This is a genomic window from Asanoa siamensis (assembly GCF_016862555.1).
Taxonomy (GTDB): Bacteria; Actinomycetota; Actinomycetes; order Mycobacteriales; family Micromonosporaceae; genus Asanoa; species Asanoa siamensis.
Genome location: NZ_BONE01000012.1, coordinates 58,038 through 74,054 on the forward strand (window position 1 = coordinate 58,038; position 16,017 = coordinate 74,054).

Consider the following 16,017-nt stretch of genomic DNA (forward strand, 5'->3'; position numbering starts at 1 on the left):
CGTTCAAGTGTCCAAGGTCAAGGGGGCAGCTCCGATATGACCACAAGCCCTACCTGATGGTCGGGCCAGGCGTCCCTTCGGCGCCCACGTGTGGTCACCTCGACGATCCCAGCCGGCGAGGCCGCCCGCGGACTGCGGATGGCTGCCGTAGATGCCCTCGTCTCCGTACGCCGTCCACATCGAGACGGCGCGATCCGTCACGAGGACGTCGATGTCGTCGCCGATGCAGAAGCAGCCGTCCACCTTGCCCGCCGCCGAATAGACGACAGTGTTCGCTCCCACGACCCGTCCGCGTCCTTTCGCGCGCGACCCGCCGCGACGAGCAGGCGGTCGCCGGGAAGAAGGGCGATGTGGCTGCCTCCAATGACCAGCACACCGTCGAACGGGACGTGGGGCGACAGCCTCGGCCACCCGGCGACCACTCCCGGTCCGGCTCAGCTTCGACGGCGGAACGAACAGCACCGCGAGTTCCTGCGACAGGCGCACGGTCCACCACAACGGCATCCCGACTGCCTGATCTCGGGGGCGCCGGGGAAGTCCTGCCCGGCCACTTCGCTGGCCCCGGCGTCAGAGCGCCCGGACGGCGGCCAGCGCGCGGTCCACATCGGACTCTGAGTTGATGATGGTCGGGCCGAAGCGTAGGTATGAGGGATCGTACGGCGTCGCGCTGCTGATCACCTTCGCGCCTCGTAGCTTCGCGGCCGCTTCGTGCGGCCCGTACCCTTCCACCTCGCAGCAGACCAGGCCCGCCGAGGCGACCGCCGCGCGGGGTGTGCGGAGGCGGACCGAGCCGATCGTCGCCAGGCCGTCCTTGAGTGCCGTCGCCAGTGTGTGGGTGCGGTCCGCGACCCGGCGCGGGCCGATCGTGCGGTGCAGGTCGAACGCCTCCGCCAGCGCCCAGCGGTGCTCGAAGCTGTGGAAGCCGCCCGGGGTCGACCATGGGCCCGGAGCCGCGCCCGTCGTGTCGATGAAGCTCGGGATGACCGGGGTGAATCGCGACCACGCCTGCGGGCGGCCCCAGACCAGGCCGGTGCCGCGCGGGCCGAAGAGCCATTTGTGCGTGCCCGTCACCAGGAAGTCGACGCCGAGTGCGTCCGGTGTGGCGTCCTCCGCGCCGAATCCGTGTACGCCGTCCAGCGAGAGGAGTATCCGCTCCGCTTCCGGTCGGCTCGCGTTCGCGGCGGCGACAGCGTCGGCGATCTGGCGCACGGGCACCCGTACCCCCGTGCTCGAATGCACCCAGGTGATCGCCACCAACCGCGTGGCCGGGCGCAGCGCGGCGGCCAGGCGGGCGACCATCTCCTGCGGTGTCGCGCGCTCCGAGGCGTCGTAGAGCCGCACCCGGCGCACCCGCACGCCGTCGCGCAGCCCGCGCAGGCGCAACGACTCGTGGGTGGCGTAATGGTCGTGCTCGGTGGTCAGCACCTCGTCGCCGGGTGCCAGGCGCAGCCCGGAGTAGAGCAGGCCGAGACCCATCGTGGTCGAGTCCGTGAAGGCGATCTGTCCGGCGTCCGTGCGCAGGTAGCCGGCGGCGGCCCGGGCGACGCGGTCGTCCTGGGTGGACTGGTTCGCCTCGACGTAGCCCAGCGGATCGGCGTCCATGCCCGCGCGATGGCGCTCGATCGCGGCCCGTACGCCGGCGGGGTGGCTGGCGAAGTAGAAGGCGGAGAGGTTGGCGACGTCGTCGGGCAGGGCGAACTGGGCGCGGACGCTGGTCCAGTCGGCGGGGTTGACCGGTGGGGCCGCCACGGGTCGCGACACCCGGGCCGGCCGCCGGGCGGGTACGAACAGCACGCCCGCGGCCCCGCCCACGGCGGCGGCCAGCAGACCGCGTCGACCGAACACCATCACATGGTGTCATGATCCCATTACGGCGCGGCGTGGGTTTCCGTGACGATCAGTGACCGCCCGTCAGGGTGTGGACGGTTCCGTCGCGCCCGAAGGCCTGTGACCAGCGGGCGGCGTCGCCCACTCCGGCGGTGCCGCCCAGGCCGGCGGCGGCCAGGTGGGTCGGTCGCCAACCGGAGGCGAGCAGATCCGTCCACTGGCGGCCGTCGAGGGTGAGCACCTTCAGCGCCGCGAAGGTCGCGACCGCCTCGATGTCCGACACCGCCGCGCCGGACAGGTCCAGGCGGGCCAGGTGCGGCAGGGCGGCCAGGTCGGCGACCGGGGTCGGCTCGGCGTTGCCGCCCATGGTGAGGTCGACGATGGTCTTCGGCAGCGCGGCGGGCACCCATCGTTCCGCGCTCACGTGGAGGCGCTCGAGCGGCAACTCGGCCGACCGGGTCAGGTCGACCAGCGGGGCCGTCACCACGACGGATCGGAGACTGTCGACGCGCAGGAGGTCGGCGAACCGGACCGGGGCTTCCGTGCGCAGCACCACGCCCTGCGCCGTCACCGGCACGTCCGCGACGCTGTCGACCCAGACCTGCGGATCAGGCGGCCGCGGTTGCTCGGCGTCAGGGGTCGCCACAGCGCGGCGGAGCAGGTCGGTGACCGAGGCGGCGACATAGTGCACCGGGGCCCACACGTCCCGCCCGTGCGTGACCACCTGACCGATTCGGCCCAGCGGCCCCGGGTCGAGGTCGACGGCCGCGAAGTTCATGCCGTAGTCACGCGCGAACGTCACCCAGCCGTTGCTCGACGACACCCGCCGCACATGCCCGGCCGGCACACACTCGTAGATCATCGCGTCGTCGAACGGGCCGTCGTGATAACCGGGATAGGTGGCGCGGTTCCACTTGACGAGCACATTCAGGGGTACGAGGACGAACGGGTCGAGCAGTCCCGACTCTTCGCGGTCGTCGTGGACCAACCGGTAGAGGGCCCGCAGATCCTCCGGCAGCCGTACGCCGAGGTGCTGTTCGGCGGCGCGGATCTCCTCCTCGGAGTAGCCGGGCGCGTACCCCTGCCTGTGATGCCGTCTGACGAACTCACCGACCAGCCGCTCGACCTCGGCCAGCACCGCCGGATCGGTGACGCCGGTGTCGGTGGTTCCCGGCTCACGGGGCGGCGGCCGTTCGTGGCCGGGCAGGCGGTAACCCTCGTCGAGCACGATCCGGGCGGGCAGCGAGGGTACGTCCCGCGACCAGTGGATCGTGTAGGTCCCGCCCGGATCACCGATCATCTCGACGACCAGGCCGTGACCGGCAACCCCGGGTAGCGCCACCATCGCGTTGTTGAGGTCGAGGTTGTTCCACCGCCCGAGCAGGGCCGGCACACCCGCCATGGTGTAGGTCTGGCTCTGACACCCATGCGGGTCAACGGTGATCAGCTTGTAGCCGGGCTCCCGCAGACCCGCCACGAAGGCCTCACCCAACCTGCGCAGAACATCGTCGATCTCGGCCACCCCGGGATTGTGCAGCTCTCCGCGCCGTTTCCGCAGCCCCTTGACGCGCGGTTCGCGGGTAATGTGCGCGCCATGGGTAGCAAGCCGAAGACCATTGACGAGTATCTCAGTGACGTCGATCCAGCGCGGCGAGCGGAACTCGAGCGGATCCGCGCGCTGGTCAAGAAACTCGTGCCCGAGGCCGAAGAAGCTATTTACTACGGCATGCCGGCCCTGAAATACAAGAAGCGGGCTCTGGTCTATTTCACGGCGTCCAAGAAGCACATGAGCTTCATGCCGTCCTCTTGGGCGATCGAGGAACACACGGACAAGCTCGCGGGCTACGAGACCACCGAGCACTCGATCAAGTTCACATTGGACAATCCGCTGCCGGACACGCTGATCGAGACCCTCGTCCGCAACCACCGGCGGGACATCGACGCCGACCGGCACTGACCCTGGTGGATCGGTCAGGCACCTGGCAGTCGCCGCCGGGCGTCGGCGCCGATGGTGAAGTGGTCGACGAAGCGTCGCACGAATCGGGTTGTCTGCTCGAGCATCCCGCCCACCTGGTCCGCGCCGTACGCGGCGTAGTCCTCGATCACCGCGACGGCTTCCGCCTCCCGGCCGTCCAGAGCGCAGGCGACGGCCAGGACGCCGTCCCGGGCCTGGTAACCCCGGTTGGCGTACGTCCAGGTGATCACATCACCGAGCCCGGTGAACTGTTCAAGGAACGGCATCCCGTAGCTGTCGAGGTCCTGGAGCAGGAGGTCGCTGCCCGCGTCCACCTCGTCCTCCGAGTGGATCACACATCGGGTCAACGACGCGAGAGAGATGCCGTCGGCGTACAGCAGATCCTGCAGCCCGGCGGCCGTCCCGACAGCAGCCGCCAGCCCGTCCCGCGGCCGAAGGCCCAGGAACCCCTCGAAGAGCCGGCCCAACTCCAGGTGACCGGCCCCGACGACGGGGTTGAAGGTGGTGCCCCGGGAACCGATCGACGGGTTCAGGCTGACGGAGAACACCAGGCCGCCCGGCTGAGGCTGAGCGAAGGCCGGATCGGTGCGGGACGGTCGCGTCGTCTTCCATCCACGACTCAGCATCGAGCTGGTCAGCCGCCGCACGGCGGCATCCCGCACCGCGCGCCTGTCGGGCACGGGCTCCGGCGACCCGACCGGCAGACGCAGTCGGTTGATCTGCGGGTCGTAGCAGTTCAGACCGTGGAGGCCGGCGAGTTGAGCGGCCCACGCCGAGACCTCGTCGGCCCAACCCAGCACCATGGGGACATACAGCAGTGGCCCGCGGGCCTCGCCCAGCAGCGGGCCGGTCGACCAGGGGCTGTCCTCGCCGGCCTCGGTGTCGATGTCCGGGAAGCGATCGAGCAATGCGGCCAGGTACGCGCAGATCCGCGCGGTGGGCTCGACAGGCGTGACAGACCCCAGGTAGCGGTCGCACAGCCGCCGGAACTCCGCCGCCGCGGCACCGTCGTTCGCCGGCCGGTCACCCTCCCAGACCGCAAGATCGTATGACACAGGGCATTCTGGCCTATGCCACGGCCGCGGCGCAGGCCCGGCCGCCGTCACCGATCGCCGCCTTCCGGGGTGACGAGGCCGTCGAGCATGACGGCGATGGCCTTCGCGCGGCGTGACGGCGCTTCACCGCTTCGACCTCGTCGGCTCCGCGACGTCGGTGGTCGCCGTGGTCGCGCTCATCTCCGTGCTGCACAAAGGTCCGATCCACGGCTGGACCTCACCTGTCGTCCAGGCCGGCCTGCTCGTCGGCGTCGTCGCCGCCGCCGGGTTCGTGGCCTGGGAACTGCGCCGGGCGGCACCCCTGCTCGACGTGCGGCTGTTCCGCGACCGGCGCCTCGCCGTCGGCTCGCTGGCGCTGCTGACCCTGTTCGGTGTCCAGGCCGGGATCTTCGTCGTCCTGTTCCCGTACTTCCAGGCCGTCCTCGGCTGGTCCGGACTGCGCTCCACCCTCGCGCTCATGCCCATGGCGGCGACGATGATGCTGCTGCTGGCCTCCGGACTCGCCCCCCGCGTGGCCGCCCTCGCCGGGGCCCGCGCCACGATGGCGGCCGGGATCCTGCTCGGCGGCGCCGGCCTGGCCCTGATGGCGGTCCTCGTCTCCGTCGACGGCGGCTACCCGGCGATCCTGCCCGGCATGCTCGCCATGGGACTCGGCATGGGCCTGACGCAGACCCCCGCCACCGAAGCCATCACCTCCGCCCTGCCCCGCGAACGTCAAGGCGTCGCGTCCGCGCTCAACAACGTCACCCGCGAGTTCGGCACCGCCCTCGGCGTGGCCCTGCTCGGCGCGGTCCTGACCGCCGGCTACCGCCACGCCATCGACCCGCGCCTCGACACGGTCCCCGGCGACACCGCCGACACCGCCCGCGAGGGCATCGCCAACGCCATCGACGCCGCGGGCAGCGCCGGCGGCCAGGCGACCGCCCTCGTCCGGGCCGCCCAGGAGTCGTTCGTGGACGGCTGGCAACAGGCCATGTGGGCCGGGGTCGCCGTCATGGCGATCCTCTTCGTCTACGTCCTGGCCCGAGGTCCGAGCCTCACCCGAGTTTCGTCCAGCGACCTTCCGAGACCACCTCGACGGAGCCGTCGACGACCGTGATGGCCGTCTGCTCGTCGATCGCGTAGGCCGGCACACCGAGGTCGGCCGCCCACCGCTGCGCGTCCGCGAGGGTGTTGTCCGGGAAGGCGTCCAGGTGCGGGAAGATCGAGAAGTCGACCACCCCCAGGGTGCCGTCGCCCGGCGCGCCCGGCCACTGGACGAAGTCCGCGCCGATCCGGGGTGTCATCACCATGCTTCCCGCGCTCACACCGACCCAGACCATGTCGGGCAGCGAATCCAGGCGGCCAGACCTGACTCGCGCATCCAATGGCAGAGGTACGTCGCGTCGCCGCCGTCGACCAGGAGCACGTCGGCCTCCCGGACCCACGGGATCCACCGGTCCGCGCCGATGGTCGGCAGTGCGGTGAGCTCCAGCAGGCCCACCGACTTCCATCCCAGGTCGCACATGGGCGACGGGCTCCGGCCGGCGACGAAACGCCAGGCCGAGGCGGGCGTGCACATGGGATGTCCGTACTCCGCCGTCGGAACGCACAGCGCGTTCGCGTCGCCGATCGGCTTGCCGAGCAACCGCACGAGCGCCGCGCGGATGCTGGCATTCGTGATGCCACCCGAGGTGAGCAGGAGCTTCACGGGCGCCTCCGGAACTGGATGCCGAGACCAGGCAGAATAGCGTGGACGGATGGGTGTCGACCCGGTGGCACCCACCGAGGTGGGCCCCGGATGTCCGGGGCCCACGTCGATCGTCGGCTAGCGGCGACCCGCGTACAGCTGCGTCACGTGCTCGGCGCTGAGCTCGTAGCCGTACAGGCGGAAGTCGTCGAGCAGCCCGTCGAACCGCGGGTCTCCCCAACTCGTCCCACCGAGGAAGTTGGCCGTGGTGGCTCCGCCCACGCCCACGTTGCCGATGCCGATCGGGAAATCGGAGCGGGTGGCCTGCAGGACCCCGTTGAAGTAGATCTTCGCCGTCGAGCCGCTCATCGTGAACACCACGTGGGTCCACTGGCCGAGCGGCAGGTCCCGGCCTGCCCCGAGGGTGAGCCGCTCCTGCGCCGGCACTCCCGCGGCCTTGAAGGTGGCCCCGAACCCGGTGGTCCCGCTGTTCGTGGCCGACTGGAGCAGGAAGAACGTGTCGGTGCTGCTGCCGATCTGCAGCAGCGGCACCCAGTTCGGCAGCGTGTCCGGACGAGCCCAGAAGGACACGGTGAACTGGTTGGTCAGTCCGGATTGGATGTTGTTGGGCAGCCGGACCTCGTTGCCCGAGGTCGCGGCGCCGCCCGGCAGGTTCACCGCGCTGCCGATCCGGCCGGCGGCCCAGGACACGGTGGCCGGCAGCGTCGCCGCACCGAGAGACGTCCTGGTGCCCGAGTTCCCGGCCGAGGTGCCGGTGTTCTCGTCGAAGGTGTAACGCACGGCGTTACCCTCGTTGAACATCGCCGCCACCTCCGGCGCGGTCAATGTGGACGTGTACACCCGTACGTCGTCGATCAGACCGTCGAACGCGGCGTCGGGGTATCCGTTGCGGCCCAGCCAGTTGTTGGCCGTCGGGCCGACGGCGGTCATGTCGACCGTCAGGTCGGCCCGGCTCGCGATCGCCACGCCGTTGAGATAAAGCGTGCCGATCGAGCCTTGGCGCGTGAACGCCACGTGGTTCCACTGGTTGGCGACGACGTCCTGGGCCGGGCTGGCGTACACCCTTTCCTCGGGGCCGGTCTTGGCCTTGAAGGTCGCGGCCAGGCCGGTGCTCCCGGACGCCTGGGTCTGCATCTGGATCTGGAAGTAGCTTCCGGCCGAGCCGAGCCCGTCGCCGATGTGGAACAGGCCGGTCCAGTTGCTCTTGGTGTCGGGACGCACCCAGAACCCGGTCGTGAAGTTCGCCGCGTTCTGCAGCAGGTTGTCCGGCAGGTCCACCGCGTTGGCGGTGCTGCCGCCCGGCAGGTTGACCGCCTTGCCGATGACACCGTTGGTGGACCAGCCCGTGGTGCCGGTCAGGATCGCGGCGCCCGGCCCACCAGAGCCACCGGTGTTGGCGGCCGAGGTGCCCTGGCCCTCCTCGAACTCGTAGCGGACCGGGACACCGACGGGTGTCGGCGGCGGATCGTCGCCCACGACCACCAGGTCGTCGATCATCAGACCGGCGCCCGTGCCCGGACCCCGCAGGGTGAGCGTCTGCGTGGCCGTCGCCGCCGTGAACGTGCCGACGTACGTGCCGTAGTTGGCCGTCGAGGGCAGGCTCGTCGGCGCGGTGATGGTGGCGTTCAGGTTGCCGACCGTCAGGCTGGCGCTCGCCGAACCGGTTCCGGAGACCCGGCTGTCACGTGCGTAGCGCAAGGACACCCGATAGGTGGTCCCGGGCGTCAGCGAGCTGAGCGTGCGTCTGATGTTGCCCGCGTTGCCCAGGCTGAGCTGGTATCCGGTGAGCCCGAGGCCACCCTGACCGGAAACGGTGCCGCGGACGAGCTGGACCTGGCTGTCGACCGTCCACGGCGACATCCGGGTGTTGCCGGCGGGGACGTCGACGGTGGCCGGCGGGTTGGCGGTGCGCCACTCCGCGGGCAGGCGCGGGTACTCGAACTGGTCGACGACCCGCGGGTTGAGCTGGCTCAGCTTGACCGCCGGGTCGACCTTCACGATCTTCGCGACCGACGGCGTGCCGGCCGCGTCCCAGACGAACAGCATGTACGACCCGGGAGGCGCGTACGTGCCGTTGACCGGCGCGTTGACGGTGACCGTGCCGCCGGACTGGCTGAACGCCAGGTCCTGGAAGTTCTGGTCGTTGTTGAAGCCGTGGGTCACCGAGCCGTTGCGGACCAGCGTGACCCGCGAGACGGTGCCGGAGGCGGTGATGCCGAAGCTGCCGTTGTAGCCGATGGTGGCCGGCGCGGTGTTGATCACCGGGCGCGGGGCGGGCTGGTCGCCGTTGAACAGGTACGCCGGGGAGTAGTACTCGACGTCCGTGTAGTTGCGCGGGCCGGGCGTGCCGCCGCCGCCCATCATGACGCGACCGTCGGGCAGGAGCAGCGCCGCGGAGTGATAGAGCCGGGCATGCTCGTACGGCACGGCGACCTCGGTCCAGTTCCCGGAGTCGGGATCCCAGATCTCGGCGTTCGTGACGTACCCGCCGTTGCCGTTGTTCTCGCGGCCGCCACCGGTGACGAGCACGTCGCCGTCGGGCAGCACCGTCGAGGTCGCCCAGTGGCGCTGGTACTTCATCGGCCGGGTCGCCGTGACGACCGGGCTGGCCGTGCCGCCGGTGATGTCCACGGTGAAGCCGGCGCGCGCGCCGTCGGGGCCGCCGCCGTTGGCCCACCAGCCGCCGCCGACCTGCAGGATCTTGCCGGGGCGGTACATGGTGGCCGTGGAGGTGGCGCCGACCGGGTTGCCGTTCGCGCCCTGGTTGGCGATCGCGGCGGGCAGCGTGCCCCGCAACGTGACCTGTCCGGTGCCGCTGTTGCCCGCGGGGTTCAGCTCGTACATCTGGGTGCCGGTGATGTTGAACAGGGTCCCGCTGCCCGGGGCCACGAACGCCCGGGGGTACCACCAGCGGTTCTCGTCCTGACCGGCGTGGTCGGCACCGCCGTCGCCGTACGCGGCCGGGCTGCGGGCGCCGGTGAGCGTCTTCCAGCCCGAGCCGGACTGGGGCGTGTAGATCTCCGGGGTGAGCACACCGGGGCCGCCCGGGCCGCCGCGGAGGCTGCCGCCCTGCACGACGATGTCGCCGTTGGGCATGGTGGTGCCGGTCGGGTACCACCGGGGGTAGTTCATGGGCGCCTTGGTCTGCAGCCCGTTGTTGGTGGTGTAGCTGGTGACGCCGATGGCGGCGTCGTTGGGGCTGTTGCCGCCGAGTCCGTCGTCACCGCCGACCGTCATCGTCGAGTGGTCGTGCGGGTTCTGGACCTGCATGGCACAGAACAGGTCGGTGTACGTGGTGTTCGGCAGGATGCCCGCGCGGAGGTTGGTCAGGTTGCGCGGCTGGGCCGGGTCCCAGACGTCGACCTCCATCTGGCCGCCCTGGGTGACCGAGCTGTTGCCGGTCCAGTCGTACGGCGTGGTGTCGTTGCTCCAGCCCCCGACGCTGCCGAACGACTGCACCTTGCCGTCGGAGGTGAGCGACATGTTGATCGGCACCAGCGGCCACGGCGTGACACCGCTCCAGGCGCCGGCGCGGTCCTTCACGGGCGGTGAGCAGTCGGCGGGCAGCAGACCGGCGGCGTACGCGAGACCGTTCTTCATCTGGGCCCGCATGTAGGACTCGGCGTAGGCGGTGCCCTCGTGGCCCATCGAGGTGTACCAGGACCGCCCGGAGTCGATCTTCTGGCACCAGGTGACCGGGTGCGACGTGCCCTGCCGGCCGCCGCCGTACGACGCCTCGTCGGCCTCGATCAGGGTCCGCACGTACGGCGCCGGGTTGACCACCCAGTCGTACCACTCGTCGCTGCGGGTGAGCGACGCCGTCACGCCCTGGGTGAGCGGGTGGGCGGTGTCCCGGACGAAGACCCGGCCCGGCCGGACGCCGGGGTCCTCCGGGTGTCCCTCGGAGGCGGCGCCGACGAGGCGGGCGTAGAACGGGTTGACGTCGTGCTCGCTCTCGCCGACCGACCAGCCGGTGTAGTGCAGGCCCATGAAGCCGCCGCCACCGCGGATGTAGGACTCCAGCGCGCTGCGCTGTGCCGCGTTGAACAGCACGCCACCGGTCTGCGCGAAGACCACGGTGTCCCGGGCGGCGAGGTTCGCGGTGTTGAAGACCGCGGGGTCGTCGGTCTCCTGGATCTCCACCGGCTGGTTGTACTGGGTGCCGAGCTGGGTGGCCAGGTCGCGCACCGCCTGCCGCGCCTGCACGTTCGAGGCGTGGAAGTTGGGCTTGTAGAACAGCAGGACGTTGAGCCGGCCGTCGTCGACCGCGGCGGCCCGGGCGGCGGCGTTGGCCACGGCCGGGACCGCCGACGCGACGACGACGAGGATCAGGGCGAGGAGGGCGTGGGCAGACCTGCGGGGCACTTTCATCATGGGTCCCCTCGAGGTTCGGCTGACGTGACAGTGAGGACGGTCACTGCCACCGGCCCGAAGGTATGACAACCACGAACTCATCGTCAAGAACTCTGTCTATATACCTGAACTTCCATGCCGTAGGTTCTCATATGTGAACTCAGCGCAGCTCGGCGATGACCGTCTTGAGCTCGGTGTAGTCGTCCAGGCCGAACGAGCCGAGTTCGCGGCCCCAGCCCGACTGCTTGAAGCCACCACGCGGCAGCGTGACGTCGTCGGCGTGCCACGTGTTGAGCCACACCGTTCCGGCCCGCAGGCGGGCGCCGACGCGGTGGGCCGTGCCGATGTCGGTCGACCAGACACCCGCGGCGAGGCCGTACACCGTGTTGTTCGCGGCCGCGACGACCTCGTCCTCGGTGTCGAACGGGATCGCGGTCACGACGGGGCCGAAGATCTCGTCGGTCTGCACCGCCATCCGCTCGTCGACGCCGGTGATCAGCGTCGGCTGCACGAAGTAGCCACGGTCACCGACCCGGTCGGCGCTGCCCGCCGTCAGCACGGCGCCGTCGCGGACGGCACCGCGGATGTAGCCCAGCACCTTCTCGTGCTGCTCCTGTGACACCAGCGGACCCATCTGCGCGGCGGGGTCGAAGCCGTCGCCCACCGTGATCGCGGCCGCCGCGGCGGCGACCCCCTCGACGACCCGGTCGAAGACGCCGCGCTGCACGTACAGGCGCGAGCCGTTGACGCAGCACTGCCCCTCGTTGAAGTAGCCGCCCAGCACCGCGCCGGCGATGGCCGCATCGATGTCCGCGTCGGCGAAGATGATGTTGGGAGCCTTGCCGCCGAGCTCGAGGGAGACCTTCTTCAGGTTGCCGGCGGCCGCCGCGGCGATCTTCTTGCCGACCTCGGTGCTGCCGGTGAAGGCCACCTTGTCGACACCGTGGTGCGCGACCAGCGCGGCCCCGGTGTCGCCGAAGCCGGGCAGCACGTTCACGACGCCGGCCGGCACGCCGGCCTCGAGCAGCAGCTCGCCGAGGCGCAGCGCGGTCAGCGGCGTCTGCTCGGCCGGCTTGAGGATCACGGTGTTGCCCGCGGTGATCGCCGGGATGATCTTGAAGCAGGCCATCAGCAGCGGGAAGTTCCACGGCACGATGCCGGCGACGACGCCGATCGGCTCGCGGCGCGTGTAGGCGTGGAACTCGCGACCCGGCACCGACATCGGGATGGTGGTGCCCTCCATCTTGGTCGCCCAGCCGGCGAAGTAGCGGAAGAGCTCCGCGGCGGTGGCGATGTCGCCGTCCCGGGCCGCCTCGACGCGCTTGCCGTTGTCGAGGGCCTCGAGCTGGGCGAGCTCGTCGGCGTGGGCCTCGATCAGGTCGCCGATGCGCCAGAGCAGGTGCGAGCGGTCGCGCGGGGTCATCCTCGACCAGGGCGAGCCGGACTCGAACGCCGCGCGCGCCGCCACGACCGCCCGGTCCACGTCGACGCTCGACGCGTACGCGACCTGGACCAGGTCCTCCTCGGTCGACGGGTTGACGGTGGCGAAGGTCCGCCCGTCCTTCGCGTCCACCCACTCACCGTCGATGAGCAGCTGCTTGGGCGACGACAGGAACGAGCGGACGGCGGGCAGGAGATTCATGGTGGCCTTCCTTTATTTGACGGTCGAGACTTTCGCACGGTCGAGGGTGAGCGCGACCGCGACGACGATGATCGCGCCGTACAGGATCTGCTCGTACGCGGAGGGCACGCCGACGATCGGCAGGCCCACCCGCAGGAGCGTCACGACGAGCGCGCCGGCGAAGCTGCGCCACACGCTGCCGTGGCCGCCGGTGATGGCGGTGCCGCCGACCACGATCGCCGCGACCGCCGGCAGGAGCAGATTGTCGGCCATCGTGGGGCCGCCGCTGAACTGCCGCGACACCAGCATGACCGCGGCGAGCCCGGCGCAGCCACCGGAGACGCAGAACGCACCGATCTTGACCAGGTCGACCGGTGTGCCGGCGAGCCGCGCGGCCGACTCGGAGTAGCCGGTGGCCGCGATCCAGCTCCGCAGCGGGGTCACCGTCAGGACCACGGCGATCAGGGCGACGACGAGGACCGCCATGGCGGCGGACATCGGCACGTAGCCGGCGAGATAGAGGTCGAGCCAGTGGATCGTCGAGTCGTCGACGACCCGTACCGTGCCGGCGCCCGAGATCACGAGGGCGACCGCGGACAGGATGGCCATGCCGCCCAGGGTGACGATGAACGACGGAATCCGCAGCAGCACGTGCGCGGCGCCCTGCGCCGCGCCGATCGCCGCCGCGACCAGGATCACGGCCGGTGTGGCGAGGCCGCCGAGTTCCGGCAGCCACAGGGCCAGGAAGACGGTCGACAGCGAGGCCAGCGCCGCGATGGACAGGTCGATGCCGCCGCAGAGCACGACCAGCGTCGCCCCCGCGGCCAGCACGATGAGCGGGGCGGCGGTCCGTGCCACCGCGATCAGGCTGCGCTGCGTCAGGAAGTCCGGGTCCGCGACGGTCAGGGCGGCGACCAGCGCCACCAGGGCGATGAGCGGCATGAACCCGGTGAGCCGGTGGACCGGCTTCATGGCGACTGCGGTGCTCATACCATCTCTTTCACGAGGTCCAGAGGGCTCGGCTTGCCGCCGTTGGGGCAGGCGACCTCGGTGGCGACCCGGCCGTCGGTCATGACCAGGATGCGGTCGGCCATGCCGATGGCCTCCTCGAGGCTGTCGCCCAGGAGCACGGTGGCGACGCCGGTCGCGGCGAGCTCGCGCATCAGCCGGTACACCTCCGAGCGGGCGCCGATGTCCAGGCCGCGCGTCGGATGGTCCAGCAGGAGCAGCCGGACGTCGCCGGCCACCAGCCAGCGGGCCAGGATCACCTTCTGCTGGTTGCCGCCGGACAGCCGCTGGATCGGGGTGTCCCGGCCCGGGGTCCGGATGGAGAGCCGGCGGATCCACGAGTCGACCAGCGTGGCCTGCTTCCTGGGTGCCACGAACGGTCCCGCGAGGCGGGCCCGCTGCTTGGCCAGGGTCATGTTCTCGGCCACCGACATCGGCCCGACCATGCCCTCGATCTTGCGTTCGGCCGGCACGTAGCCGATGCCGGCGGCGCAGGCGGCCCGGGTGCTGGGCAGCTCGATCGTCCGGCCGTCCATCCGGATCTCGCCGGCGGTCGTCGGTTCGGCGCCGAACAGCGCGCGGCAGACGTCCTCGCGACCGGAGCCGTGCACGCCGACGATCGCCACGATCTCGCCGCGCGCGACGTCGAAGCTGATGTCCCGGAACGTCGCGCCCGACAGCCCGCGTACGGACAGCCGGGGCTCTTCGGAGACGACCGTGGTGGCGGCGTTCTCGTGGTAGTGGTCGTCGGATCCGGTGGAACCGATCATCATCCGGTGCAGCTCGCGTGGGACCGCGCCGGCCGTGGCGACCTCGCCGACCGACCGGCCGCCGCGCAGCACGGTCACCCGGTCGCAGACGTCGAGCACCTCGTCGAGCCGGTGCGAGACGAAGATGACCGTGGCGAACTCGCGCAGCCGGCGGATCTGCGCGAACAGCGTGTCGATCTCCTTCGGCTCCAGGACCGAGGTCGGCTCGTCCAGGATGACGACCGGCGGATGCTGGGTACGCTCCTCGATGCGCAGCACCTTCGCGATCTCGACCATCTGCCGGTCGGCGAAGGAGAGCGAGTCGGTACGGGCGAGCGGGTCGATCCGCGAGCCGATCTTGTCGAGCTGCTCCTGGGCCAGGCGGCGCATGACCTCCCAGCGGTAGACGCCCCGGCGGACGGCGGGCCCCTCGCTGCCGAGCACGATGTTCTCCGCGGCGGTCAGGTTGGGCACCAGCGACTGTTCCTGGAACACCATCCCGATGCCGTGGTCGGCGGCGTCCACGACGCTGCGCAGCCGGACAGGCTCGCCGCGGACGTGTATCGAGCCGGCGTCCGGGGCGACCAGGCCGACCAGCGCTTTGAGCAATGTGGACTTGCCGGCGCCGTTCTCCCCCGCCAGACCGAGCACCTCGTTGCGCCGTACGACCAGGTCGACCCCGTCGAGGGCCTTCACCCCGGGGTAGTGCTTGACGAGGCCGCGTACCTCCAATGCCGGGACGCTCATTTGACCACCTGGTTCCGTCGACGTTGCGGGATGACGGCGGCGGCGACCGCGGCCACCACGATGAGACCCTCGACGCCGCCCTGCCAGTACGGACTGACCCCGACCTGGACGAGACCGTTGGTGAGGACCATGACGAGCAGGACGCCGACGGCGGAGTGCCCGATGCCGCCGCGACCCCCGGTCAGCAGGGTGCCGCCGACGACGGCGGCGGTGATGGCCGAGAAGTCGTACCCGTCGCCGGCCTGGACGAGGCCGGCGCCGAGTTGGCTGGTCACCATCACGCCGGCCAGCCCGTAGAAGGCGCCGGCGAGGGTGAAGACCGCGACCTTGTACGGCTTCACCTTGACGCCCGAGAGCGCGAGCACCTCCTCGGCGCCGCCGATGGCGAAGGCGTAGCGACCCAGCCGGGTGTAGCGCTGGACGAGCCAGCCGACCAGGACACACCCGGCGGCGATCCAGGTGAGGTACGAGAGCCCGAGGAACCGCTCGATCGCCAGCCCCTTGACCATGGTGTCGGAGATGTTGGGCTGCACGCCGGCGAACATCAGGGTCGCGACGCCGAGCCCGACGGCCGACATCCCCAGCGTCGCCATGAACGAGGGCACCTTCAGCAGCACCAGGGCGAGCCCGCTCAGGCAGCCGAACGCGCAGCCCAGCAGGACGGCGACCGCGATGCCGAGCAGCCCGAAGTCGTTGTCGTTGCGATTGTTGGCCACCAGCAGCGAGACGGTCAGCGCGGAAGCGCCCATCACGCCGGCGGCCGACAGGTCGATCGACCCCATCATCAGCACGAACGTGATTCCGCAGGTGACGACGGCGAGCACGGCGGCGGCGTCCACGATGTTCGCGACGTTGTCGAGGCTGCGGAACTGCGGGCTCAGGGCCGCGAAGACCAGGAAGACGACGATCAGCGCGACCGGTGGGCCAGCATCTCGAAACGACGCGCCTCGCCGGGACTGGCGGCGAGGCGCGTTGACGACCTCGGACGTCAT

Annotated in this window: 10 protein-coding genes and 1 pseudogene; 2 read left to right on the plus strand and 9 right to left on the minus strand. The window is 70.8% G+C overall.

What is annotated here, in order from left to right; translation table 11 throughout:
• Positions 1-567 precede the first annotated feature (567 nt).
• Both Asi02nite_RS10280 and Asi02nite_RS10285 read right to left on the minus strand, forming a co-directional pair.
• The gene (locus Asi02nite_RS10280) at positions 568-1,845 is read right to left on the minus strand and encodes an aminotransferase class V-fold PLP-dependent enzyme (protein WP_239126617.1); all 1,278 of its coding nucleotides are present in this window, start codon (positions 1,843-1,845) and stop codon (positions 568-570) included.
• A 52-nt stretch (positions 1,846-1,897) separates the two neighbouring features.
• Entirely contained in the window at positions 1,898-3,349 is a 1,452-nt protein-coding gene (locus tag Asi02nite_RS10285) for an SMI1/KNR4 family protein (protein WP_203712061.1), read from the minus strand.
• A 9-nt stretch (positions 3,350-3,358) separates the two neighbouring features.
• Between Asi02nite_RS10285 and Asi02nite_RS10290 the strand changes: the two genes are divergently transcribed.
• A complete protein-coding gene (locus tag Asi02nite_RS10290; RefSeq protein ID WP_203712063.1) occupies positions 3,359-3,784 on the plus strand; it encodes an iron chaperone in 426 nt (141 codons plus the stop codon).
• A gap of 14 nt (positions 3,785-3,798) precedes the next feature.
• Here Asi02nite_RS10290 and Asi02nite_RS10295 read toward each other — a convergent pair whose 3' ends face one another.
• Positions 3,799-4,857, minus strand: coding sequence for a hypothetical protein (locus Asi02nite_RS10295; RefSeq protein ID WP_203712065.1), 1,059 nt, complete (start codon positions 4,855-4,857; stop codon positions 3,799-3,801).
• 112 nt (positions 4,858-4,969) lie between these two features.
• Between Asi02nite_RS10295 and Asi02nite_RS10300 the strand changes: the two genes are divergently transcribed.
• Positions 4,970-5,956, plus strand: coding sequence for an MFS transporter (locus tag Asi02nite_RS10300; protein ID WP_239126618.1), 987 nt, complete (start codon positions 4,970-4,972; stop codon positions 5,954-5,956).
• On the opposite strand, the pseudogene Asi02nite_RS10305 reads toward Asi02nite_RS10300, so the two are convergent.
• The 6 genes and pseudogenes from Asi02nite_RS10305 to Asi02nite_RS10330 form a co-directional block, all read right to left on the minus strand.
• Positions 5,895-6,547 (minus strand): annotated as a pseudogene (locus Asi02nite_RS10305) (Type 1 glutamine amidotransferase-like domain-containing protein). The gene Asi02nite_RS10300 and the pseudogene Asi02nite_RS10305 sit on opposite strands and share 62 nt — an antisense overlap.
• A gap of 117 nt (positions 6,548-6,664) precedes the next feature.
• Positions 6,665-10,921 (minus strand): LamG-like jellyroll fold domain-containing protein, encoded by a 4,257-nt coding sequence (locus Asi02nite_RS10310; RefSeq protein WP_203712067.1) that lies wholly within the window; start codon positions 10,919-10,921, stop codon positions 6,665-6,667.
• Between the two features lie 139 nt (positions 10,922-11,060).
• A complete protein-coding gene (locus Asi02nite_RS10315; protein ID WP_203712069.1) occupies positions 11,061-12,542 on the minus strand; it encodes an aldehyde dehydrogenase family protein in 1,482 nt (493 codons plus the stop codon).
• A 12-nt stretch (positions 12,543-12,554) separates the two neighbouring features.
• The gene (locus Asi02nite_RS10320; RefSeq protein ID WP_203712070.1) at positions 12,555-13,511 is read right to left on the minus strand and encodes an ABC transporter permease; all 957 of its coding nucleotides are present in this window, start codon (positions 13,509-13,511) and stop codon (positions 12,555-12,557) included.
• Positions 13,508-15,025, minus strand: a complete 1,518-nt coding sequence (locus Asi02nite_RS10325; RefSeq protein WP_203712071.1) for a sugar ABC transporter ATP-binding protein — start codon at positions 15,023-15,025, stop codon at positions 13,508-13,510. The genes Asi02nite_RS10320 and Asi02nite_RS10325 overlap by 4 nt, the downstream gene beginning before the upstream one ends.
• On the minus strand, positions 15,022-16,017 hold the full coding sequence (locus Asi02nite_RS10330; protein WP_203712072.1) for an ABC transporter permease: 996 nt from the start codon (positions 16,015-16,017) through the stop codon (positions 15,022-15,024). Before Asi02nite_RS10330 ends, Asi02nite_RS10325 begins: the two co-directional genes overlap by 4 nt.

Coding starts and splice junctions, on each gene's coding strand:
- Asi02nite_RS10310 (WP_203712067.1), bottom strand. CDS start 10,921: ATGATGAAAGTGCCCCGCAGGTCTGCCCACGCCCTCCTCGCCCTGATC.
- Asi02nite_RS10315 (WP_203712069.1), bottom strand. CDS start 12,542: ATGAATCTCCTGCCCGCCGTCCGCTCGTTCCTGTCGTCGCCCAAGCAG.
- Asi02nite_RS10320 (WP_203712070.1), bottom strand. CDS start 13,511: ATGAGCACCGCAGTCGCCATGAAGCCGGTCCACCGGCTCACCGGGTTC.
- Asi02nite_RS10325 (WP_203712071.1), bottom strand. CDS start 15,025: ATGAGCGTCCCGGCATTGGAGGTACGCGGCCTCGTCAAGCACTACCCC.
- Asi02nite_RS10330 (WP_203712072.1), bottom strand. CDS start 16,017: ATGACGTCCGAGGTCGTCAACGCGCCTCGCCGCCAGTCCCGGCGAGGC.